Raw genomic sequence first — 20,621 nt, 5'->3', positions numbered from 1 at the left:
GGTTCAGCAGGTTACCGTCACTCACTTCAGCACCGCCTCCAGCACGGCCTTCGCGATCGGCGCGGCGGTGTGCCCGCCGGTGGCCTCCGCGCCTACGTTGGCGGCGCCGGACTCCACGATGATCGCCAGAGCCACCTTCGGGTTGTCCGCCGGTGCGAAGGAGATGAACCAGGCGTGCGGCGGCCGGCCGTCGGCCGTCTCCGCGGTGCCGGTCTTCCCGCCTACTTGGACGCCCGGAACCTGCGCCAGGTTCGCCGTGCCGTTCTGGACGACGCTCACCATCATCTCGCGCAGCTTGCTCGCGGTCTCGGAGCTGACCGCTTCCGACAGCTCTTCGGGCGAGGCCTCCTCCATCGCGTCGCCGTTGGCATCGGTGATCTTGTTGACGAGGTACGGCTTCATCACCTTGCCGTCATTGGCGATGCCGGCGGCGATCATGGCCATCTGCAGTGGCGTCATCTGGTTGCTGCGCTGCCCGATGGAGGACATGGCCATCGCCGCGTCGTCCTCGCGGGGGCCGAAACTGCTCTTGGCCACGCTCATCGGAATGCCGATCTGCGTGCCCATGCCGAACCTGGCCGCCTGCTCCTGCACCTTGTCGTAGCCCAGGTCCATGCCGATCTTGGCGAACGGCGTGTTGCAGGACTGCTCCAGCGCGAAGACCAGCGTCACCTGGCCGCTGCCGCAGGCCGAGCCGCCGTAGTTGGGCAGGCTGATGTTGGTGTTGGGCAGCGGCAGCCGCTGCGGCGCGGGCAAGGTGGTCTGCGGCCCGCGCGAGGAGTCGTCCTCAAGGTAGGCGGCCGTGGTCACCACCTTGAACGTGGAGCCCGGCGGGTAGGTCTGCGCGATCGTACGGTTCAGCAGCGGCTGGCCCTTGTCCTCGGCCAGTTCGTCGTAGCGCGGGAAGACCTTGGTCCGGTCGGTGCCCGACAGCTCGTTGGGGTCGTAGGTGGGCAGCGAGACCATCGCCAGGATCGCGCCCGTCTTCGGGTCGAGCGCGATGACGGCCCCCCGCTTGCCGCTCTGCCGCAGCCCGTCGTAGGCCGCCTTCTGGGCCTTGGGGTTGATGGTGAGGTCGACGTTGGCGCCCCGGGTCGGCTCGCCGGTGAACAGGTCGATGCTCCGCCGCAGCAGCAGGTCCGGGCTGGAGCCGTCGAGCAGTTTGTTCTCGGTCGACTCGATCGCGCTCGTGCTCTCGGGCGAGAAGAAGCCGACGACGTGTGCGTAGAGCTTGCCGTCGGGGTACTTTCGGATGAACCGGAAGTCCTTGTCGTCGGTCTCGACGGACTGGGCGATCACCTTGCCACCGGCGGTGATGCGGCCGCGCTCGACCGCGTAACGGTCGTAGTAGTTGCGCTGGTTACGCGAGTCGGTGCGCAGTTCGTCCGCCTTGACGGCCTGCAGGAAGTTCACGTTGATCATCAGGAGCGCGAACATGGCCAGGCAGGCCACGGCCGCACGCTTCAGAGTGCTGTTCATCGTTGGAACACCTGCGTCATTCCCTCGTTCTGGATCGCCTGGGGCGGGGGCCGCCGCGCCGCATCTGACATGCGTACCAACAACGCGATAAGGATCCAGTTAGCCAGCAGCGCCGAGCCACCCTGTGACATGAACGGGGTGACCAGGCCGGTCAGGGGGATGAGGTTGGTCACGCCACCGACGATGATGAACACCTGCCAGGCCAGGATGAACGCCAGGCCGCCCGCCAGCAGCTTGGAGAACGGGTCGCGGGCCGCGATCGCGGTGCGCAGGCCGCGCTCCACCACCAGGGCGTAGAGCATGAGCAGCGCCATCAGCCCGGTCAGGCCCAGCTCCTCGCCCGTGGCGGAGAAGATGAAGTCGGAGAACGACAGGGGGATCTTGTCGGGGTGCCCCTGACCGAGTCCCGTGCCGAGGATGCCGCCCGCGCCGAACCCGAACAGGCCCTGCATGATCTGGAAGCTCTTGCTGCACATCGGGTCGGTCGGCGGGTCCGTCAGGCAGACGGGAGCGTTGCCGTAATAAATCGGGTTGCTCGGATCGAGCCAGACGTTGAAGCGCGCCGCCACGTGATCGAAGAGCTGCCCGGCGACGAATGCGCCGCCGACGAAGAGCAGGATGCCGATCAGCACCCACGAGGTGCGCTGGGTGGCGATGTAGAGCATGGCGATGAACGTGCCGAACAGCAGCAGGGAGGTGCCCAGGTCCTTCTCGAAGACCAGGACCAGCAGGCTCATCCCCCACGTGACCAGGACCGGGCCGAGGTCCCTGGCCCGGGGCAGGTCGATGAAGAGCAGCCGCCGCCCGGCCAGGGCCAGCACGTCGCGCTTGGCCACCAGATAGCCGGCGAAGAACACGACCAGCGCCAGCTTGGCGAACTCGCCGGGCTGGATGGAGAAGCCGCCGATGCGGATCCAGATCTTGGCGCCCTGCACCTCGCTGAGGCTGCCGGGCAGCAGCGCGGGGATCGCGAGCAGGACCAGGCCGACGGCGCCGGCGGTGTAGGTGAGGCGCTGGAGCATGCGGTGGTCGCGCAGGACGATCAGGGTGACCGCGAACATGACGACGCCGAGCGCCGTCCACATGAGCTGGTTGGCGGCCGAGGCACCGTCCATGTCCGCCTCGAGCCGGTAGATCATCACCAGGCCCAGGCCGTTGATCAGGGTCACCAGTGGCAGGATCAGCGGGTCCGCCCAGGGGGCGAACTTGGCCAGCACGAGGTAGGCGGCCAGCACCAGGCCGCCCAGGCCCAGGCCGTATGTCAGCATGCCCGCCGGGATCGTCCCGTCCAGCGCGAGGCCCACATTGGCGTAGGCGCCCAGGACGATCAGCACCGCGAGGGCAAGCATGATCAACTGGGCCCCGCGGCGCTTGGCCGGCATCGGGACCGGTTCTGCGGCGACTTCGCTCATTGCTGCTGTTTCGTCCTGGTAGCGGTCGGGGATATGGTCGGCGTGGGCGCCTCCGTCGTCTTCGCTTGGACTTCGTCGTCCGGCTTGTCCTGGGAGAACTTCAAGCCGTTGATCTTCGTCAGGCCTTCATCCACGGTGGTCACGGGTATGCCACTCCTGATCAGCGCCTGGTCGGCCTCCGAGAGCTGGGAGAGCTTCCTGCCGGTGAACTCGGAGACGTGGAAGAGGGAGAACGGGCCAACCTCCCTCTTGATCCCCTGGAAAACGACCACCTCGCCGGCCCTTGCGCCGACGAAGAACTGGTCCTGGGTCCACTGGTATCCAAAGTAACCGCCGCCGGCGGCGACGACCACGCCCACGCCGAGCACGGTGACCAGCACGGGCCACAGGCGACGACGTCTGCCCGAGCGCCGGGACGCCTTGGCGACCGGCTCATCAGGGTCGTCGTCGCCGAGTACCGGCTGGGGCGCGGTCACCGCGTCGGCTCGCCCCGGCGGGGCATCCTGCTCACCTGTCAGAGGGCCCGCGTGCAGCCGGTTCATGCCCGCGGCACCGACGACGGCGACCTCGGCGGGCACCTGTTGCCCGTCGGTGATCTCGACCACGTCGGCCAGTACGCAGGTGATGTTGTCCGGCCCGCCGCCCCGGTTCGCCAGATCGATGAGCTGGCGGACGACCTCTTCCGGGTCGTCGATGTTGGTGAGCGTGGCGTGCAGCGTCTCCGCGCTCACCACCCCCGACAGGCCGTCGGAACACAGCAGGTAGCGATCGCCCACCTGCGCCTCGCGCAGCGTCAGGTCGGGATCGACCTCGCCGCTGCCGTCGAGCGCGCGCAGCAGGATCGAGCGCTGCGGATGCGTGGCCGCTTCTTCCAGCGTGATGCGCCCGTCGTCGACGAGCTGCTGCACCAGCGTGTGGTCATGCGTGATCTGGTAGAGCTCCCCGCGCCTGAGCAGGTAGGCGCGCGAGTCGCCGACGTGCACCAGGGCGACCTGGGTGCCGTTCCAGAGCATGGCTGTGAGAGTCGTGCCCATGCCTTTGAGGCTGGGATCCCGCCCCACCATCTCGTGCAGCCTGCGGTTGGCGTCGCGCACCGCTGCCTCGATGGCGTTGAGCAGGTCACCCTCCTGATGGGCCTCTTCCAGAGAGGCCATGGCGGCGATGGCGACTGAGCTCGCCACCTCGCCGTGTGCGTGCCCGCCCATGCCGTCTGCGACGGCCAGCAGGCGACCGCTAGCGTACGCCGAGTCCTCGTTTCCTTCGCGGAGGAGGCCGACGTCCGAGCGGGCGGCGTAGCGGAGTGCGATGGTCATTTGCGCAATTCGATGACTGTCTTGCCGACGCGGATCGGAACACCGAGCGGCACCGGGGTCGGACGGGTGACTTTCGAGCGGTCGAGATACGTGCCGTTGGTCGAACCGAGATCTTCCACGATCCACTGACCGTCCTGGGGGAAGAGCCGGGCGTGCCGGCTGGAAGCGTAGTCGTCGGTGACTACCAGCGTGGCGTCATTGGCCCGGCCAATGGTGATGGGCGTCTCCGTGAGGTTAATGGTGGTGCCCTGCAGGGGGCCACCGGTAACGATGAGCTGGCGTGGCTCGCCCTTCTTGCTCTTGGGCTTGGCCACGGGTTTGGCAAGCTTCCCAGGTTTGCGTGGGCCGCCCGCGGAAGCCGTGCGTGAACCGAACAAGTCAGTCCGGATCACGCCGACTGCGGCAATGACGAAAAACCACAGCACCGCCAGGAAGGCTAGCCGGATCAGCAGCAGCGTGAGCTCGGACATGGACCGTTTGTCTACCCCTAATCGCGCCGGAACACCAGAGTCGTACGCCCCAGGGTCACTCGCGTGCCGTTCTGGAGCTCGATTCTGCGTACCGGCTGGCCATTGACGAAAGTGCCGTTCGTGGACCCGAGATCGACGAGCACCACGAGCTGGCCCTCGACGCGTAGTTCCGCGTGGTGACGCGAGACTCCCGGATCGACTAGACGAAGATCGCAGTCCGTGCCCCTGCCGAGCAAGGTCACCGGAGTGGTGAGCTCGTAGGAGCGGTCGCCCTGCGGATCGTCCTGAGTGGAGACGAGCAGCCGGGGCCGCCCGTTGAACGCGTGCGGTCGTGACGGGGGCAGGTCGCTCGCCGGCTGGCGGATCTCGTCCTGCTCCACAGTCGCGCCGCGGATGACGCCCGACCGGATGCGGAACAGGCCCACAGCCAGGTCGCCGGCGGTCTCGAAGCGGACCCGGACCGGTCCCACGAAGGAGTAGCCCTGCTCCTTGGCATACTCCCTGGCGAGGTTGGCCAGCTCGTGGCTGATGCTGTCGGCGTAGACCTCAAGCCGTTCGCTGTCGGTCGTGGACAGCTCAACCACGAAGTCGTTGGGCACGAGCGTGCGACCTTGCGCGACGATCGCCGCACGCTCATCCATCTCCCGCTGAACCGCGCTGGCGACCTCGACCGGCTGAAGGTCAGATTTGAACGCCCGCGCAAAGGCCCCCTCAACCAAGCCTTCGAGCCTTCGCTCGAAGCGCTGAAGGACTCCCACCGGGTACCTCCCTTCCTCCGTGCATATGATCGCGGCCCCCAGACGCCTCCGACGCCCGGTTTCCGCTCGTTCCACGTCACGGTGCCAGGCGCTCGTCGGCTGTCGCGCCCAGCTCCTCCGCTCCCGTGTCTTATGCGATCGTATCCGGGTTCAGTACCAGTGGCTGTTCCGTGCTAATGTTCTTCCGCACCCAAAAGGGCGGGTGGCGGAACGGCAGACGCGCACGGTTCAGGTCCGTGTGTCCGAAAGGACGTGAGGGTTCAAATCCCTCCTCGCCCACTCGGTGACTGGGGGACCCTTGGTCGCTTGGCCTTACGGCCTCGCTTCCCGTGGGTCCCCTTCGTCGTGTCTGCCCGGGGGATACCCCCCGGACCCCCAGGGGTTTTCGGGGGGCTTTGCCCCCCGTGCCCCCCTTTAAGAGGCCGTACGAAACGCCGGGTTCTTCGGGGGTGCCGGCCCCAAGTCCACCCTTGGTTGTTGGACTTCCAGGCTTTCAAGGGGTCCTTGGCTCGCTGCTTCTGAGGCGTCGTGAGCTGTTGGGCCCCTTTGGGCTTGGTGGGGTTGGGTGCTGTTGCGCAGACCCACATTGACGAAGTGCGTCATGGATCGCAAGAGTCGTGGGTCTTTCTTTTCGAGAACCGGTTGGTAACGGCTGGGGCCGCCTTCGGAAGATAGACCTTGGTGGTTGCAGGGGACTTTCTGGGCGCTTGCGGTGTGTTTTAGGTCACAGTCTCGTGTCCAGGAGTTCGCCCAGCAGATCCGTCAAGCTCACCATTCCGATTACCGAATCTTGCTGGTCCGTCACGAGGGCCAGGTGGGCCCTGGCCTCCTGGAGGCTGGTGACCGCTTCCGGGACCTGTGTGGTGCAGGGGAGCTTGGGCAGGGGACGGCTCAGCTCCCCGGCCGTGCCGGCGGGCCTCAGGAGGGCGTCCCTGACGTGCAGGGCGGCGTCCACGCCGGCGGGGCCCTCGACCAGGAGCCTGAGGTGGCCGCTCTTCGCCGCCGCCTCCTTGATCTCCGCGGTGGTCGCCGTACGCGAGACCTTGGCCGCCTGGTCCAGGGGGACCATCAGGCGTTCGATGCCCTCGTCGTCCAGGCGCAGGGCCCGGGTCAGCAGGTCGTGCTCCTCCCGGTCCAGCAGGCCCATCCGGCCTGACTCACCCACCAGCATGGCGAGCTGGCGGGGCGTGCGGGTGGTGGCCAGCTCGTCCCTCGGCTGCACGCCGAAGAGCCTGAGTATGGCGTTGGTCAGGGCGTTCAGGGCCGACAGGAGAGGGCGCATCGCCGAGGTGAACGCCCGGAACGGGACGGTCAGGATCAGGGCGGCTCGTTCCGGATGCGTCAGCGCCCAGGACTTGGGGGCCATCTCGCCCACCACCATGTGCAGGAACGTGACCAGGGCCAGGGCGAAGGTCAGCGCGATGGGCAGGCGCAGCGGCTCGGGGACGCCCGCCGTGGCGAAGACGGGGGTCAGGAAGTGCTCGATGGCGGGCTCGGTCACCTGGCCCAGGCCGAGCGTGCACAGCGTGATGCCGAGCTGGGCGCCCGCCAGCATGAGAGAGAGCTGGCGGCCGCCGGCCGCGGCCGACCTGGCGGCGAACCTGGTCAGGCGGTTGCCGCCGGTGGCCATCTCCTCCAGGCGATGGCGCCTGGAGGAGACGAAGGCGAACTCCGCCGCCACGAAGAGCGCGTTGAAGGCCAGCAGGGCGAGGCTGACGACGATCAGGATCATCGGGTCGCCTCCGCGTGCTTGACCGGGGCCAGGCGGACCCATTCGGGAACCCTGCGGTTGAGGGACATGACCGTCAGCTCGGCCAGGTCCTGCGCCGCCTCGTCGGCGAACGGGTCGGTGTCGGTGGTGACGGGGACCGTCACCGAGTCGCCCGGCTCGGGCATCCTGCCGAGCTGGGCCAGGACCAGGCCGGCGAGGGTGTCGTAGTCGTCGCTCTCCGGCAGGGACATGCCCGTGGCCCGTTCCACCTCGTCCAGCCGCAGATGGCCGGGGATCTCCCAGATGCCGTCGGGCTGCTCCACAGCCCCGGGCGGCTCCGGGTCGTTCTCGTCGACCAGCTCGCCGACCAGCTCCTCGGCCAGGTCCTCCACGGTGATCACGCCCGCCAGGCCGCCGTACTCGTCGATCACCAGGGCGATGTCGTCACCGGTGGCCCGCATCCTGTCCAGCACCGCCGGGAGCGGCACCGAGTCGGGCACCAGCAGGGCCGGGCGGGAGATCTCGGCGATGCGGCCCTCCTCCAGACCGGACGAGAGCAGCTCGCGCACGCCCGTCACGCCCACCACGTCGCCGTCGGCGCCGAGCACCGGGTAGCGGGAGTGGCCGCACTCGCGTATGGCCTCGACCAGGTCGGAGACAGGCTGAGCGGCGCGCAGCACGACCACGCGGGGGCGCGGCACCATGATCTCCTCGGCTGTCCGGTCGCCGAACTCCAGCGCGCGTTCGAGCAGCTCCGACAGCCTGGCCGGCAGCTCGCCCGCCTGGGTGGACTCCGCGATGATGCGCGACAACTCCTCGGGGGTCGCGCCGTGTTCGACCTCTTCCACCGGCTCGATGCCGACCCGCCTGAGCAGCCCCGTCGCGGCCGCGTCGAACAGCCGGACCACCGGCCCGGCCACCGCCAGATAGACGAGCGTCGAACCGGCCAGGAACTTGGCCACCGGCTCCGGCCTGGCGATGCCGAGGTTCTTCGGTGCCAGCTCGCCGAGCACCATCTGGACCACGGTCGCCACGAACACGCCGGCGGTTACCGACAGCCCGGTGATCACGGCTTCGGACAGTCCGGCGCCGGCCAGCCACGGCCGTACGAGGGTGGCGATCGCGGGCTCGGCCAGGAAACCGACGAGCAGCGCCGTGACCGTGATGCCGAGCTGGGCGCCCGAAAGCATGAAGGACAGTCGCGAGGTCACCTGCAACGCCTTCTCGGCGGAGGTGTCACCGGCGTCGGCCTGCTCGCGGAGGATGCCGCGGTCCGCGGCCACGAAGGCGAATTCCTGGGCGACGAAATAGCCCGTCGCGGCTGTGAGGAGGAAGAGGGCCAGTAGCCCGAGATAGGCGCTCACCGGAGTGAGCCCTTAGCGGAACCCGTGCCCGAGCACGGGCGAGGACTCCACGGGTCCTGAGCGGACACGATCAACCCTTCGATAGAGGACGTTCTTACGGTAACGACAACGGGTGGCGTCTATGTTTCCGGAGTGACTCTTCGCTGGTTCCGCGTACTTTTCCGTGGGAAAACCTTGGCGGATTGACTTCACTGCCTGGGGGTTGGACGTAGCGTTTATGACAAACCGAAGGGAAGAAGGCGAAGTGTCTGAGGACGACCGGACGCGGGCCATGCGCTCGCCAGGCGACGGCCGCCCGCTGCCACCACGGCCGGACCACGGCCAGCGTTCTGGGGGCGCGCCCGCTTATCGCGTGCCGTCCGCAGGGCCGGGGGCACCCACTCACAAGCTTCCCGCCGAGCCGCCACCGCGGGTTCGGGAGGAGCCGCCGTCCAGGGCCGGGGGGCGGGTCTACGGCAAGGTGCGCTCGGGCAAGAGCCCGGTCAGGCCGTTGCGGTCGCGGGAGGAGCCGTCCCAGCAGGGGCCAGGAGGGCCGCGCAGGCGGATGTCCGGCGGGACGATCCTGAAGATCGTCGGCGGCCTGCTGGTGCTGCTCCTGGTGGCGGGGGTGGGGATGCTGTTCTGGATCGACTCCCGGCTGTCGGGGATCGACGGCGTGCTCGCCGATTACGACGGCCGCGTCGCCGACACCCCGGGCACCAACTGGCTGCTCGTCGGGTCCGACAGCCGCAAGGGCCTGACGGCCGCCGAGCGGAAGGAGCTGGCCACGGGGCGGTCCGCCGGCCAGCGTACGGACTCGATGATGTTGCTGCACCTCCCCGACGGCGGAGACAAGCCGACCCTGGTCAGCCTGCCGCGCGACTCGGCCGTCAGCATCCCGGGCAGGGGGCGCAACAAGCTCAACGCCGCCTACTCGATCGGTGGGCCGAAGCTGCTGGTCCAGACCGTGGAGACGGTCACCGGGGTGCACGTGGACAACTACATGGAGATCGGGTTCGGCGGCTTCGTGGACATCGTGGACGCCGTCGGCGGGGTGGAGATCAACGTACGGGCCGCCGTGGACGACCCCAAGGCGGGTCTCAAGCTGAAGAAGGGCACCCAACTGCTCAACGGGGCCCAGGCGCTCGGCTACGTGCGCACCCGCAAGGGCGGCGCGCTGCCCGACTTCGAGCGGACCAAGCGGCAGCGGCAGTTCCTCGGGGCGGTCGTGAAGAAGGCGGCCAGCCCGGGGGTGCTCATCAACCCGTTCACGTCGATCCCGCTGGCCATGAGCGCCACGGACGCGGTCGAGGTGGACTCGGGCACGGGCGTGTTCGACATGCTGTCGCTGGGGCTGGCCATGGGTGACAGCCCGGTGACGACGGTGGTGCCGTTCGGCGGGAACGAGCAGCTGGCTGACGGCGGCGCGGCCGTCAAGTGGGACCGGGCGAAGGCGCTGGCGCTGTTCAACGCGCTCAAGGAGGACAAGCCGGTGCCGCAGGACATCCTCGACGCCGCCTGAGGCGGTCGGTCGGCCGAAACAACGTGGCCGGGCACCGTCGGGTGCCCGGCTTCGTGTTGTCGGGGCGAGATGGCCGGCTTTGTGCGATGCGGGCCGGCGTGGCGTCCAGCTCGGGGTGGCCGAGCGGGGAGGGATCCGTGACCCGGGGCTTCTTGTCCGACAGCTCGACGCGGCCGGCGACGGCGTGCTCGGCCGGCAGGGCGCCCGCGAGTGCGGGGTCGAGCTGCATGGGGTTGACGAGCCGCCTTCCGTCGTGGTCGGAGTGGGCGAGGAACTTCCCGGCGATCCGCACGCAGGTCCTTCGACACTAACCTCCCAGGCATGACTGTCTCGGAACGTTTGCACGCGATCGGCCGGCCGCTGCTCCAGGAGCAGCTCGACCATCCCACCGTGGCCGGGATCGGGCGGGGTGACCTGGCCGAGCCGGTGTTCAGGTCGTGGCTGGAGCAGGACTACCTCTTCCTGCTGGACTACGTGCGGGTGTTCGCCCGGCTGGCCTGGCAGGCGCCCGCCGCGCACCTGGGCGACCTGGTGGACCTGGCGCACACGACCTTCCACGACGAGCTGAGCCTGCACCGGACGATGTCGGCGGAGTTCGGGGCCGATCTGGAGGGGGCGGTGAAGGGGCCGGCGTGTGAGGCGTACACGAGGTTCCTGCTGGAGTCGGCGGCGTCCTACGGGGAGGGGTTGGCTGCGCTTTATCCGTGTATGTGGGGATATTCGAACCTTGGGCGGATATTGGCTAAGAATCCGCCTGCTGAACCGAGATATCGGGCTTGGGTGGACACGTACGCGGACCCGGGGTTCGAGGCGCTCACCGTGCGGATCGCCCAGATGATCGACGAGGCCGGCCCCGATCCGGCGCGGGCGGAGGCGCTGTTCACCGAGGGGATGGCGCACGAGCTGGCCTTCTGGAGCGTGCCCTAGCCCCTCGCGCCCGGTTGTCCACAGGCTGTGGACGGCCGGGGCTCATGGGGACCGTACTCTGGTGGCATGCCGGAACTTCCCGAAGTGGAGTCGCTGGTCCACTTCCTGCGCGAGCGGGCGGTGGGCCGTACGATCCTGGGCGTCGACGTGGTCGCGTTCCAGGCGCTCAAGACGTTCGACCCGCCGGCCACCGCGCTCGGCGGGCTCACGGTGACCGGCGTGTCGCGGCACGGCAAGTTCCTCGACCTCGACTGCGACGGGCTGCACCTGATCATCCACCTCGCCCGGGCGGGATGGCTGCGCTGGCGGGAGGACCTCTCGGGGGCCAAGCCCGTCCGCCCGGGCAAGGGCCCGCTCGCGGTCCGGGTCCGGCTGGCGCCCGATGAGGAAGGGCTGGCGCCGGGGTTCGAGCTGACGGAGGCGGGGACGCAGAAGCGGCTGGCCGTCTATGTCACGAAAAATCCAGACGATGTGCCGGGCGTCGCCGCCCTCGGCCCCGACCCCCTGGACGAGTCGTTCACCGTGGCCGCGCTCAAGCGCATCCTGGGCGGCAACCGTACGCAGATCAAGGGGTTGCTGCGCGACCAGAAGGTGATCGCGGGCATCGGGAACGCCTATTCGGACGAGGTGCTGCACGCGGCCAGGATGTCCCCGTTCAAGATCGCGGCGACGCTGACCGACGCGCAGATCGCCGACCTGCACGAGGCCATCGTCACCACGCTGGGAGAGGCGGTCGAGCGGGCGCACGGGCTGGCGGCCAAGGATCTCAAGGCGGAGAAGAAGTCCGGCCTCCGCGTGCACAACAGGGCCGGGCAGCCGTGCGACGTGTGCGGCGACACGATCCGCGAGGTGTCGTTCGCCGACTCGTCGCTGCAATACTGCCCCACCTGCCAGACGGGCGGGAAACCGCTGGCCGACCGCCGCCTGTCCCGGCTGCTCAAGTAGGTGGTCGGGGCCCGTGCCGGACGCGAGATGATGGAGTCATGAGCGTTCCTGAGATCGACCCCAGTGCCCTTCCGTCCGACGCCTACCTGCTCGACGTGCGGGAGCAGGAGGAGTGGGTGGCGGGGCACGCCCCCGAGGCCGTGCACATCCCCATGACGCAGATCCAGGGCCGGGTGGACGAGGTGCCCAGCGACCGGACGGTCTACGTCGTGTGCCGGGTGGGCGGCCGATCGATGCAGGTCGCGGCCTGGCTCACCCAGCTCGGACGAGACGCGGTCAACGTCGGCGGCGGCATGCAGTCATGGGAGTCGGCGCGGCGCCCGATGGTCAGCGAGACCGGGCAGCCGCCTTTCGTCGCGTGAGGCGGCTTGTACGGTGAGACAACGCCCACTATGGCGGTTTCGCCGTCATTAGGGCATGATGAGGGCGCCAATTACAGATCGTCGCGGGAGCTCGGGGTGCCGGGCTGAGAGGGCAGCAACTGATCCGCTGCCGACCGCCTGAACCTGTCCGGATAATGCCGGCGTAGGGAGTGTGCGATGTCGCATGCCGTCAACGAAGTTCCCCTGACTCTCGAAGGACGGCCGCCGAAGACACTGGGCGTGCTCGACCAGGGCGCGCTCTGGGCCAACCTGGGTGTCAGCCTCCTCGGCTTCTCCGGGGCCATGTTCCTGCTCGACCCGCTCGGCAACGCGCCGCTCAGCCTGGGCGCCGCGCTGCTGGCGGCCGTGGTCGGCAGCCTGATCGGCACGGCCATGGTGGGTCTGTCCGCCATCCCCGGCACCCAGACAGGGCAGCCGGCGATGGTGCTGCTGCGCGGGCTGTTCGGGGCCCGGATCTCCTACGTCCCCACGGTGCTGAACGTCGTGCAGATGCTCGGCTGGGGGGCGTTCGAGCTGTGGGTGATCGCCAAGGCCGCCTCCGCGATCTTCGGCGGGGTGCCCTACCAGGTGTGGGTGATCGTGGCGGGGGTGCTCACCACCGCGCTCACGATCTGGCCGCTCGGCTCGATCCGGCTGCTGCGCCGCTACGTCACCGTCGGGGTGATCGTGTCGATGCTCTGGTTCGCCTGGTTCTTCCTTTCGGACGCCCCCGTGCACGCGGGCGGATCCTGGACCGCGTTCGCCCCGGCCGTGGACTACGTGATCGCGCTGTCGGTGTCGTGGGTGCCGATGGCGGCCGACTTCGCCCGGCACTCCAGGTCGAGCAGGGCCGCGTTCACCGGGGTGGTCGGCGGTTACACGCTGGCGCAGGTGGCCTGCCTGGGGCTGGGCGTGTACGCGGTGGCCATCGCCGGGGCGGCGGCGGTGGGAGCCGACAGCACGTCGGTGTTCGGGCCCTTCGTGGCGGTGCCGGTGGGCGCGCTGTTCTTCGGCATCCTGGTGCTGCGGGAGACCGACCAGTCCTTCGCCAACGTCTACTCCACGACGGTCTCGTTGCAGAACCTGATGCCCAGGGTGGACCGGCGGGCGTTCTCCGCCGCGATCGGCGTGCTCACCGTCGCCATCGCGCTGGTCGTGGACGTCACCTCGTACGGCGCGTTCCTGTCGGTGATCGGGGCGGTGTTCGTGCCGATGTTCGCGGTGCTCGCCGTGGACTACTTCGTGCTGGGCGGCGCCTCCCGCTGGAACACCGGCGAGGACGCGCCGTCGCGCTGGTCGATGCTGGTGCCGTGGGGGCTCGGCTTCCTCGCGTACTGGCTGACCACCTCCAGCCTCACTGTGGAGGGCTGGGACGCCCTGTGGGCCTCGGTACGGGAGGCGATCGGGTTCACCCGGCAGCCGTGGATGAACGGCGCCCTGGGCGCGGCCCTGGTGGCCGGGCTGGTGACGCTGGCCGTCGGCTGGCCGCGGCGGCGCCGCGCGGCCGGCTCCGAGCCCGGCTCCGAGGCCGCGCGGGCAGGGCGGTCAGGCTGAGGCGCGCTGCTCGACGTTGAGGAGGTGTTGCTTGGCGGCCGGACCGCCCGCGTAGTCGCCGAGCGTGCCGTCCCCGCGCACCACCCGGTGGCAGGGCACGATCACGCAGACGGGGTTGGAGGCCAGCGCGTTGCCGATCGCCCGCAACGCGCGCGGCCGGCCGATGCTCTGGCCGATCTCCTCGAACGTGGTGGTCGTGCCGTAGGGGACGGCCATGGTCTTCTGCAGCACCGTGCGCGCGAAGGTGGTGGCCAGCGCCCAGTCCACGGGGGTGGTGAACGCGCGCAGCCGGCCGGAGAAGTAGGCGTCCAGCTCCCTGCGCACCGGGTCGAGCCGGCCCGGCTCGGGCCCGATGAACGTGCCCACATGCCTGGTGACCAGCTCGTACACGCTGTTTTCCGGCTCGAAGCTGCACGCCGCGACGCCCTTGCCCGTCACGGCCAGCACCAGCCTGCCCACGGCACCGTCGTAGGTGCCGAACGCGATGTCGGGCGGAGTCTCACCTCGGTAGGTGCTGGAGGTCACCCGCAGCAGGGCATCGAGATCACCGCTCGACATTCCGTCACCCTCCCGCGTGTAGCCGCGATGCCCGCACCGCGGGCGAATCGCCGTGCCCGCCGTTGTGTTGTGCCGTGCCCGCACTGTGTGGTGCGGTGCCCGCAACTGTGTTGTGCGGTGCTCGCAGCGTATCGGACGGATCGCCCGACGGACTCACCGCGCCACGGGCACTATGGAGGTGTGGGGGACGAATGGGCCGGTAGTGACGACGAGATCGCTCGCGCGGTGCTCGCCAGCTCACCCAACGCCGTCGTGGCGCTCGACCGGGATCAGGGCGTGCTGGTCTGGAACGCCGAGGCCGAGCGGCTGTTCGGCTGGACGGCGGAGGAGATGCTCGGGCGGCGCGCGCCGATCGTGCCGGGCGAGCTGGTGGCCGAGCACAACGCCGTGCTGGAGCGGGTACGCACCGGAGGCCAGGTCTCCCTGCGTACTAAACGCTTCCGCAGCGACGGGACCCTCCTGGACGTGCGGGTCGACATCAGCGCGTTGCGGCTGGGCAGCGCGGTGGCCGGCTACGTCTGCGTGCACTACCTGGCCAGGGCCGACGAGATGGCCAGAAACCGGATGGCGCGCCGGGCCAGGCTGGTCCGGCGGCTGACCGACGTGGTCGGCGACATCAACTCCGAGCTGGAGCTGCCCGCCGTGCTCGACCGGATCTCGGCCAGCCTCACGGAGCTCACCGGGGCCGACGCGGGCGGGTTCGTGCTGATCGAGGAGGATCGGCTGCGGCTGGTGAGCACGTACCGGCTGCCGGAGACGCTCAGGGGGACCACCACGGACCTGCGTACGAGCCTGGTGGACAAACTGTTACGCACCGGGAAGACCGTCCTGCTGGAGTCGCAGGGGCTGAGCAATCTGGTGTGGGCGCGGCTGCCGGGGCTGCACACGATCGCGCTGGGCCTGGCGGCGGTCGGAGGGCGGCCGTACGGGGCTCTCTATGCGCTGTTCTCCCGGCGCACGCCGGGGCATCTGGAGCTGGAGCTGCTGGAACTGCTGGCCGGGCACGCGGGCATCGCCGTGGGCAACGCGGTGGCCTACCAGGAGGCGGTGCGGCAGCGGGCGCACGAGCGGGCCGTGTTCGACGCGAGCGCCGACGGGATCGCCGTGCTCGACGGGGCGGGGCGCGTGGTGCGCTGGAATCCGGCGGCCGCCGAGCTGACCGCGTTCTCCGCCGAGGCCGTCATCGGCGGGCCGCCGCCGTTCCCGCTGCCGGAGCCGGGGCGGAAGCTCACGTTCCAGATGGAGATCGGGCGGTGGCTGGACGTGGTGAGCGCACGGATCGAGGAGACGGGCGAGGTGGTCATCGACTTCCGCGACGTGACGACGGCCAAGGAACTGGAGGAGGCCAAGGACCTGTTCCTGGCCACGACCAGCCACGAGCTGCGTACGCCGATCACGATCGTGCGCGGGTTCGCCAGCACGCTGGACTCGCGCTGGGACAAGCTGAGCGACCTCGAACGCCGCTCGGCCGTGCGCACCATCGCCGAGCGGTCGCGGTCGCTGGGGCAGCTCATGGACCACCTGCTGCTGGGCTCCAGGGCGGGGGCGGACGAGCTCAAGGTACGGATCGAGAAGTTCGACCTGGCCGAGCGGATCAACGCGGCCACGCTGGGGCTGCCGGTGCTGTCGGACCGGCACCGGGTGGAGGTGGCCATCCCGGACGGGTTGCCGTTCGTGCTGGGGGACGCGCTGGCCACGGACATCGTGCTGGGGCAGTTGCTGGAGAACGCTTTCAAGTACTCGCCGAAGGGCGGGCTGATCAGGGTCGAGGCCTGGCCCGAGGATGACAACGTGGTGGCTGTGGTGGACGACGAGGGGGTCGGTATCGCCCCGCCTGACCGAGAGCGTATCTTTGAGAGGTTTGTCCAGGTGGACAGCGGGGATCGGAGAAGGTTTGGTGGAGTGGGGCTCGGTCTCTACATCGTCCGGAGTCTCGCGAGGGCACAAGGGGGAGACGTGAGCGCTCATCCGCGACCAGACGGAGGCACCAGGATGCGGCTTGTCCTGCGGTGTGCTTCCCCTATCGGATCCGACACACCGATGCGGTAACGACGTGGTCACGGTTGCGCTGATCTATCGTCCAATGTGTACAAGCTGTGATCGAGATGCGGTTTCTGGGGTTGGGTAACGGGGCATTTCGGTCGTACCGGGGAGTGTTCCCGCGGGGGGCACGGGTAACGGGGAGGTGGGTGTGTCAAGCGTGGTGCTGCTGCCGTACGCGCCGTCCAGCGTCGCCGTTGCCCGCCAGCGTCTGAGCACTGACCTGCAGGAAGGTGGGGTCTTCACCGCCGCGATCGACGATGCCGTGCTGGTGGTGAGCGAGTTGCTGAGCAACGCTCTCCGGCACGCCCATCCGCTGCCGTCGGGCATGGTCAGGGTCGCCTGGCTGCGCAGCGATGATCACATCGAGGTGGCGGTGAGCGATGGGGGTTCGGCCACGGAGCCGCGGGCGGGCCGCCCGACCCTGTCGTCGCTCGGGGGCCGGGGGCTCGGGATCGTCGAATACGTGGCGGAGAGCTGGGGCGTTCGGCACGACGGGGACACGACGACGGTGTGGGCCATCCTGCCCGCCCCGCATGCCTCGGTGAACGGGCAGGTCGCGGCCCTCAAAGAAGCCGGGTGACGCTTGTCAGGCGGCCCGGGCGGCGAGCACGGCCCGCTCGGAGACGGCCCACGCCGCGGAGACGAGCAGGTACAGCCCGGCGGCCAGCGGCAGCACCAGCGCGGCGAGCACGGACCCGTACGGGAGGAGCGGCATGATCTTCCGCAGCAGCGGCGGCTGCTCCCCTGTCTGGGTCGCCAGTTTCTTGTTCAGCCGGGCTGTGAGCCAGGCCACGACCATGACCAGCGCGATGACCGCAACGAAGACCAAAACCGGCCAACTGACCAGGCCGTAATTGGCGACGACCCCCGCCACCTGCTGACCGAGCGGAGCCCCGAACAGATCGTGCCCGGCCAGCGCGGTCGGATGCGTGGCCACCCGGTACATCAGCCACAGGAAAGGCAACTGCGCCAGCATGGGCATGATTCCGGCGAACGGGGAGCTGCCCTCCTTGGCGTACAGGGCGGACATCTCCTTGCTCAACCGCTCAGGATTCCGCGCGTAGCGTTTGCGTAGTTGGAGCACCTTGGGCGCGAGGCGTTCCCGGATCTTGGCGGTACGGGCCTGGCGCACGTTGAGCGGCAGCAGCAGCAGGCGTACGGCCAGGGTGAACAGGACGATGCCGAGCGCCGCCTGGCCCCCGGACACGGTGATGACGAACGTGACGAGAGAATCGATCATGAGCCCCTACTCCGGGTGAGATGGATGGCGGGCTCACTCGGGTCGAGGAGTCCCGCTTCGGAAAAGCGGGACGCGTCGGACGCGTCCCGCCTGTGAGGAAGCGGGACGCCTTAAGGGGCTCGGGAACGCGTGCGACCGGCCGCGTCGGGATCGCGCTGGCGCTGGAAGGCCGAGCGGCGCGCGTAGGCCAGCGGAAAGCGCGGCGGCTCACCGCTGAGGATGGGCAGCAGCGTGGCCGCCCACGTGGCCAGCAGCAGGATCGCCATCATGGTGATCCCCACCAGCCACGGATCGAGCAGGAACAGCGTCACTGTGACCGGGACTTGCCCATCACGGTGACCGTGATGAAGACGAGCAGAGCGACCACACCGATGATCAAGGCGATCTTGATCAGGCCCGCCAGCATCGGCAGCAGGAAGTTGAACAGCACGAAGAGACCCAGCAAGGTCCCTATCACGAGCATCACGACTCTACCCATGGGGTTACCGTACGTCCTCGGCGCATGATCCGCGAGGCTTACGAAGCAATGACGTCCATGTCGCCCGTGGGGGGCTCGGTCGTACCGTGAAGGGGTGAACACCCGCATCCTGGTCGTCGATGACGATCCGACCGTTTCCGAGGTCGTGGCGCGCTATCTGGAGCGCGACGGGCATGAGGTGGAGTGCGTTGGTGACGGTGCGGAGGCGTTGCGCAGGGCGCTGGCGCATCCGCCCGACCTCATGGTGCTCGACCTGATGCTGCCCAAGATCGATGGCTTGCAGGTGTGCAAAAAACTCAGGGAGCGCTGGCCGGTCCCGGTCATCATGCTGACCGCGCTGGGCGAGGAGATCGACCGGGTGGTCGGCCTGGAGACCGGGGCCGACGACTACGTGACCAAGCCGTTCAGCCCCCGTGAGCTGGCGCTGCGGGTGCAGTCGGTGCTGCGGCGGGCCCGGGGGGCCTCGATCACCGGCGGTACGGGGGTGCTGCGCGACGGGGACCTGGTGGTGGACGTGGGCGCCCATGAGGTGCGGCTGCGCGGGGACGAGGTGCTGCTGACGGCGCGGGAGTTCGACCTGCTGGCTTACCTGATGCGCAATCCGCGGCAGGCGTTCAGCCGGTCGGCGCTGCTGAACCAGGTGTGGGGGTGGTCGTTCGGGGACTCCTCGACGGTCACGGTGCACGTGCGGCGGCTGCGGGAGAAGATCGAGCCGGACCCGACGGAGCCGCGGCGAATCGTGACGGTGTGGGGGGTCGGATACCGGTACGAGCCGTTGGACGGTGGGGCCTGATGCCGATGGCCGTCGTGCAGCCCGCCGCGGTGGGCATGGGGGATCTGCCCATGGTGGTGGCCGTGGCGGCCGGGTGCGGGGTGCTGGTGGCGCTGGCGGGCATCGGGGTGATGTGGTGGCTGCGTACCAGGTCGATCGGGGTGATGCTGGCCGTGGTCGTGGTGGTCGCGGTGGCGGCGACGCTGGCCGGGGTCGTGGCGATCATCATGAAGATGATCATCGAGGGCGAGGTCAAGGACTTCGTGTTGAGCGTGGTGGCCGTGGGCGGGATCGTGGGGCTCGGCGTCGCGTTCGTGCTGTCGAAACGGGTGGTGGGGGAGAGCCGGCGACTGGTGGCGGCCGTACGGGATGTGCCGTTCGTGGCGCCGCAGGGGCTGCCCGCGGAGTTGCAGACGATCGCGAACACCCTGGAGGAGGCGTACGCGCGCGAGCGGGCCCTTGAGGGGGCGCGGCGGGAGCTGGTGGCCTGGGTGAGCCACGACCTGCGGACGCCGCTGGCCGGGATGCGGGCGATGGCCGAGGCGCTGGAGGACGGGGTGGTGTCCGACCCGGAGACGGTCGCGCGTTATCACGGGCAGATCAAGCTGGAGGTGGAGCGGCTGTCGGCGATGGTGGACGACCTGTTCGAGCTGTCGCGGATCCACGCGGGGGCGCTGCGGCTGTCAAGGGCCAGGATCGGGCTGGCGGATCTCGTCGCCGACACGATGGCCGGGGTGGAGCCGCTCGCCCGGGCCAAGGGGGTGATGCTGACGGCGGAGGCGGCGGCGACGGTGCCGGTGGAGGCGGACGCCGGGGCGCTGGGCCGGGCTCTGGGCAACCTCGTGGTCAACGCCATCCGGCACACACCGTCGGACCGGACCGTGGTGCTGCGGGCCGGGGTCGACGACTCGGGGATGGCGTGTTTGTCGGTTACGGATTGTTGTGGGGGGATTCCTGAGGAGGATCTGCCTCGGGTGTTCGAGGTGGCCTTCCGCGGGGAGACCGCCCGCACTCCAACCGCCGACGGCGGGGCGGGGCTCGGGCTGGCGATCGCGCAGGGGATCGTGGAGGCGCATGACGGGATGATCGGGGTGGTCAACGACGGGCCGGGATGCCGGTTCGAGATCCGGCTTCCCCTGGTCGGCGGTTGACGGCCCGTTCCGGCCGCCTTTCTCCTCGGCGGTGTTGACGACCGCCGGCCGGCTGTGGATGGCTGTTGCCCGGTGGTCGGCGGTTGACGGCCGGCTGCCTCCCGTCCCGGCTTCGTGGTCTTCGTGGAATTCAGGCGCTCCCGGAGAGCGCCGTGTCGGATGTGTCGCGAGGTGAGCCGAAAGACTCCGACATCGCCCGAAATGTCGGGCAAGGCCAGCGCCACATGCAGCTCCGGCAGCGCAGGATCGGATGGGCCGTGTCGCTGGTGATGCCCCCCGCGTCTCTCGGCTGATGGAGGTCGAGCAGCCTGATCCCGAGCTCCGAGAACCTGAGCAGCTCGGTCCGGGCGTCGGAGAGGAAATCGAGGTCCTCGACCGCCAGGCGGGTGCGGATGGGGACGTAGCCGTCGTGGTTCACCAGGCTACGGAGGCGCTCTGCTTCGTCATGCCATGACGTCGCCTTCTCTGTGCGGATGAGGATGGCCTCCAGGCGTTCGCGGAGTCCTTGGCGCTGGGGATCTTCAGGTTTGTCGGCCTTCATCGCTACGGGACCCGTCTGCCGTGCCCCAGCCCCTCCTCCATG

Annotated in this window: 22 protein-coding genes, 1 tRNA gene and 1 riboswitch; of the genes, 10 read left to right on the top strand and 13 right to left on the bottom strand. The window is 69.3% G+C overall.

The window, feature by feature from the left end:
* Window positions 1-21: 21 nt before the first annotated feature.
* From ABGB18_RS35230 to ABGB18_RS35210, 5 genes are read right to left on the bottom strand one after another with little or no spacing between them, the layout of a single operon-like run.
* A complete protein-coding gene (locus ABGB18_RS35230; protein ID WP_347699986.1) occupies window positions 22-1,479 on the bottom strand; it encodes a penicillin-binding protein 2 in 1,458 nt (485 codons plus the stop codon).
* Window positions 1,476-2,891 carry an FtsW/RodA/SpoVE family cell cycle protein gene (locus ABGB18_RS35225; protein ID WP_347699985.1) on the bottom strand — a complete coding sequence of 472 codons (1,416 nt, stop codon included), beginning with the start codon at window positions 2,889-2,891 and terminating at the stop codon, window positions 1,476-1,478. The genes ABGB18_RS35230 and ABGB18_RS35225 overlap by 4 nt, the downstream gene beginning before the upstream one ends.
* Window positions 2,888-4,204, bottom strand: coding sequence for a Stp1/IreP family PP2C-type Ser/Thr phosphatase (locus tag ABGB18_RS35220; RefSeq protein ID WP_347699984.1), 1,317 nt, complete (start codon window positions 4,202-4,204; stop codon window positions 2,888-2,890). The genes ABGB18_RS35225 and ABGB18_RS35220 overlap by 4 nt, the downstream gene beginning before the upstream one ends.
* Complete coding sequence (locus tag ABGB18_RS35215; protein WP_347699983.1) at window positions 4,201-4,674, bottom strand: FHA domain-containing protein; 474 nt, start codon at window positions 4,672-4,674, stop codon at window positions 4,201-4,203. Before ABGB18_RS35215 ends, ABGB18_RS35220 begins: the two co-directional genes overlap by 4 nt.
* A gap of 17 nt (window positions 4,675-4,691) precedes the next feature.
* Window positions 4,692-5,432, bottom strand: coding sequence for a DUF3662 and FHA domain-containing protein (locus tag ABGB18_RS35210; RefSeq protein ID WP_043619792.1), 741 nt, complete (start codon window positions 5,430-5,432; stop codon window positions 4,692-4,694).
* Between the two features lie 196 nt (window positions 5,433-5,628).
* Between ABGB18_RS35210 and ABGB18_RS35205 the strand changes: the two genes are divergently transcribed.
* A tRNA-Leu gene (locus ABGB18_RS35205) sits at window positions 5,629-5,711 on the top strand.
* Window positions 5,712-6,156: 445 nt separating this feature from the next.
* Here ABGB18_RS35205 and ABGB18_RS35200 read toward each other — a convergent pair.
* Together ABGB18_RS35200 and ABGB18_RS35195 are read right to left on the bottom strand one after the other, a co-directional pair.
* A complete protein-coding gene (locus tag ABGB18_RS35200) occupies window positions 6,157-7,164 on the bottom strand; it encodes a hemolysin family protein (RefSeq protein WP_347699982.1) in 1,008 nt (335 codons plus the stop codon).
* Window positions 7,161-8,507 carry a hemolysin family protein gene (locus ABGB18_RS35195; RefSeq protein WP_347699981.1) on the bottom strand — a complete coding sequence of 449 codons (1,347 nt, stop codon included), beginning with the start codon at window positions 8,505-8,507 and terminating at the stop codon, window positions 7,161-7,163. The genes ABGB18_RS35200 and ABGB18_RS35195 overlap by 4 nt, the downstream gene beginning before the upstream one ends.
* Window positions 8,508-8,751: 244 nt before the next feature.
* Between ABGB18_RS35195 and ABGB18_RS35190 the strand changes: the two genes are divergently transcribed.
* Window positions 8,752-10,008 carry an LCP family protein gene (locus ABGB18_RS35190; protein WP_347699980.1) on the top strand — a complete coding sequence of 419 codons (1,257 nt, stop codon included), beginning with the start codon at window positions 8,752-8,754 and terminating at the stop codon, window positions 10,006-10,008.
* Here ABGB18_RS35190 and ABGB18_RS35185 read toward each other — a convergent pair.
* Window positions 9,962-10,300 carry a GPP34 family phosphoprotein gene (locus ABGB18_RS35185; protein ID WP_347699979.1) on the bottom strand — a complete coding sequence of 113 codons (339 nt, stop codon included), beginning with the start codon at window positions 10,298-10,300 and terminating at the stop codon, window positions 9,962-9,964. The two genes, ABGB18_RS35190 and ABGB18_RS35185, sit on opposite strands and share 47 nt — an antisense overlap.
* 29 nt (window positions 10,301-10,329) lie before the next feature.
* On the opposite strand from ABGB18_RS35185, the gene ABGB18_RS35180 reads away from it, so the two are divergent.
* The 4 genes from ABGB18_RS35180 (at window position 10,330) to ABGB18_RS35165 (ending at window position 13,796) form a co-directional block, all read left to right on the top strand.
* The gene (locus ABGB18_RS35180; RefSeq protein WP_347699978.1) at window positions 10,330-10,935 is read left to right on the top strand and encodes a transcriptional regulator; all 606 of its coding nucleotides are present in this window, start codon (window positions 10,330-10,332) and stop codon (window positions 10,933-10,935) included.
* Window positions 10,936-11,001: 66 nt separating this feature from the next.
* Window positions 11,002-11,880: a DNA-formamidopyrimidine glycosylase family protein gene (locus ABGB18_RS35175; protein ID WP_347699977.1), complete on the top strand. Its 879-nt coding sequence runs from the start codon at window positions 11,002-11,004 to the stop codon at window positions 11,878-11,880.
* 38 nt (window positions 11,881-11,918) lie between these two features.
* Window positions 11,919-12,242 carry a rhodanese-like domain-containing protein gene (locus tag ABGB18_RS35170; RefSeq protein WP_347699976.1) on the top strand — a complete coding sequence of 108 codons (324 nt, stop codon included), beginning with the start codon at window positions 11,919-11,921 and terminating at the stop codon, window positions 12,240-12,242.
* Window positions 12,243-12,315: 73 nt separating this feature from the next.
* Window positions 12,316-12,429: riboswitch (TPP riboswitch) on the top strand.
* Window positions 12,420-13,796: a cytosine permease gene (locus ABGB18_RS35165; RefSeq protein ID WP_347699975.1), complete on the top strand. Its 1,377-nt coding sequence runs from the start codon at window positions 12,420-12,422 to the stop codon at window positions 13,794-13,796. It overlaps the preceding riboswitch by 10 nt.
* Here ABGB18_RS35165 and ABGB18_RS35160 read toward each other — a convergent pair.
* Window positions 13,788-14,354 carry a methylated-DNA--[protein]-cysteine S-methyltransferase gene (locus ABGB18_RS35160; RefSeq protein WP_347699974.1) on the bottom strand — a complete coding sequence of 189 codons (567 nt, stop codon included), beginning with the start codon at window positions 14,352-14,354 and terminating at the stop codon, window positions 13,788-13,790. The genes ABGB18_RS35165 and ABGB18_RS35160 overlap by 9 nt on opposite strands.
* A gap of 180 nt (window positions 14,355-14,534) precedes the next feature.
* On the opposite strand from ABGB18_RS35160, the gene ABGB18_RS35155 reads away from it, so the two are divergent.
* Together ABGB18_RS35155 and ABGB18_RS35150 are read left to right on the top strand one after the other, a co-directional pair.
* Window positions 14,535-16,403 (top strand): PAS domain S-box protein, encoded by a 1,869-nt coding sequence (locus tag ABGB18_RS35155; protein ID WP_347699973.1) that lies wholly within the window; start codon window positions 14,535-14,537, stop codon window positions 16,401-16,403.
* A gap of 142 nt (window positions 16,404-16,545) precedes the next feature.
* Entirely contained in the window at window positions 16,546-16,977 is a 432-nt protein-coding gene (locus ABGB18_RS35150; protein WP_347699972.1) for an ATP-binding protein, read from the top strand.
* 6 nt (window positions 16,978-16,983) lie between these two features.
* Here ABGB18_RS35150 and yidC read toward each other — a convergent pair whose 3' ends face one another.
* The 3 genes from yidC to ABGB18_RS35135 all read right to left on the bottom strand — a co-directional run bounded on the left by yidC (window position 16,984) and on the right by ABGB18_RS35135 (window position 18,115).
* Window positions 16,984-17,637, bottom strand: coding sequence for a membrane protein insertase YidC (gene yidC / locus ABGB18_RS35145; RefSeq protein WP_347699971.1), 654 nt, complete (start codon window positions 17,635-17,637; stop codon window positions 16,984-16,986).
* Between the two features lie 110 nt (window positions 17,638-17,747).
* Window positions 17,748-17,948 carry a DUF6412 domain-containing protein gene (locus ABGB18_RS35140; RefSeq protein ID WP_347699970.1) on the bottom strand — a complete coding sequence of 67 codons (201 nt, stop codon included), beginning with the start codon at window positions 17,946-17,948 and terminating at the stop codon, window positions 17,748-17,750.
* The gene (locus tag ABGB18_RS35135; protein WP_347699969.1) at window positions 17,945-18,115 is read right to left on the bottom strand and encodes a hypothetical protein; all 171 of its coding nucleotides are present in this window, start codon (window positions 18,113-18,115) and stop codon (window positions 17,945-17,947) included. The genes ABGB18_RS35140 and ABGB18_RS35135 overlap by 4 nt, the downstream gene beginning before the upstream one ends.
* Before the next feature lie 94 nt (window positions 18,116-18,209).
* Between ABGB18_RS35135 and ABGB18_RS35130 the strand changes: the two genes are divergently transcribed.
* Both ABGB18_RS35130 and ABGB18_RS35125 read left to right on the top strand, forming a co-directional pair.
* On the top strand, window positions 18,210-18,908 hold the full coding sequence (locus ABGB18_RS35130) for a response regulator transcription factor (RefSeq protein WP_347699968.1): 699 nt from the start codon (window positions 18,210-18,212) through the stop codon (window positions 18,906-18,908).
* Window positions 18,908-20,038 carry a HAMP domain-containing sensor histidine kinase gene (locus ABGB18_RS35125; RefSeq protein WP_347699967.1) on the top strand — a complete coding sequence of 377 codons (1,131 nt, stop codon included), beginning with the start codon at window positions 18,908-18,910 and terminating at the stop codon, window positions 20,036-20,038. Before ABGB18_RS35130 ends, ABGB18_RS35125 begins: the two co-directional genes overlap by 1 nt.
* 130 nt (window positions 20,039-20,168) lie before the next feature.
* On the opposite strand, the gene ABGB18_RS35120 is transcribed toward ABGB18_RS35125, so the two are convergent.
* Window positions 20,169-20,456, bottom strand: coding sequence for a hypothetical protein (locus tag ABGB18_RS35120; protein ID WP_347699966.1), 288 nt, complete (start codon window positions 20,454-20,456; stop codon window positions 20,169-20,171).
* Window positions 20,457-20,621: the final 165 nt, after the last annotated feature.

It is taken from the genome of Nonomuraea sp. B12E4 (genome assembly GCF_039871825.1).
In the GTDB taxonomy this organism is placed as follows: Bacteria; Actinomycetota; Actinomycetes; order Streptosporangiales; family Streptosporangiaceae; genus Nonomuraea.
Note: the sequence above shows the minus strand (reverse complement) of the source record. Positions and strands in the feature narration are given on the sequence as shown.

What these genes read in the sequence shown, in the direction of transcription:
- ABGB18_RS35230 (WP_347699986.1), bottom strand. Translation starts at nt 1,479, where the DNA reads ATGAACAGCACTCTGAAGCGTGCGGCCGTGGCCTGCCTGGCCATGTTC.
- ABGB18_RS35225 (WP_347699985.1), bottom strand. Translation starts at nt 2,891, where the DNA reads ATGAGCGAAGTCGCCGCAGAACCGGTCCCGATGCCGGCCAAGCGCCGC.
- ABGB18_RS35220 (WP_347699984.1), bottom strand. Translation starts at nt 4,204, where the DNA reads ATGACCATCGCACTCCGCTACGCCGCCCGCTCGGACGTCGGCCTCCTC.
- ABGB18_RS35215 (WP_347699983.1), bottom strand. Translation starts at nt 4,674, where the DNA reads ATGTCCGAGCTCACGCTGCTGCTGATCCGGCTAGCCTTCCTGGCGGTG.
- ABGB18_RS35200 (WP_347699982.1), bottom strand. Translation starts at nt 7,164, where the DNA reads ATGATCCTGATCGTCGTCAGCCTCGCCCTGCTGGCCTTCAACGCGCTC.
- ABGB18_RS35180 (WP_347699978.1), top strand. Translation starts at nt 10,330, where the DNA reads ATGACTGTCTCGGAACGTTTGCACGCGATCGGCCGGCCGCTGCTCCAG.
- ABGB18_RS35175 (WP_347699977.1), top strand. Translation starts at nt 11,002, where the DNA reads ATGCCGGAACTTCCCGAAGTGGAGTCGCTGGTCCACTTCCTGCGCGAG.
- ABGB18_RS35170 (WP_347699976.1), top strand. Translation starts at nt 11,919, where the DNA reads ATGAGCGTTCCTGAGATCGACCCCAGTGCCCTTCCGTCCGACGCCTAC.
- ABGB18_RS35165 (WP_347699975.1), top strand. Translation starts at nt 12,420, where the DNA reads ATGTCGCATGCCGTCAACGAAGTTCCCCTGACTCTCGAAGGACGGCCG.
- ABGB18_RS35160 (WP_347699974.1), bottom strand. Translation starts at nt 14,354, where the DNA reads ATGTCGAGCGGTGATCTCGATGCCCTGCTGCGGGTGACCTCCAGCACC.
- yidC (WP_347699971.1), bottom strand. Translation starts at nt 17,637, where the DNA reads ATGATCGATTCTCTCGTCACGTTCGTCATCACCGTGTCCGGGGGCCAG.
- ABGB18_RS35135 (WP_347699969.1), bottom strand. Translation starts at nt 18,115, where the DNA reads ATGGGTAGAGTCGTGATGCTCGTGATAGGGACCTTGCTGGGTCTCTTC.
- ABGB18_RS35125 (WP_347699967.1), top strand. Translation starts at nt 18,908, where the DNA reads ATGCCGATGGCCGTCGTGCAGCCCGCCGCGGTGGGCATGGGGGATCTG.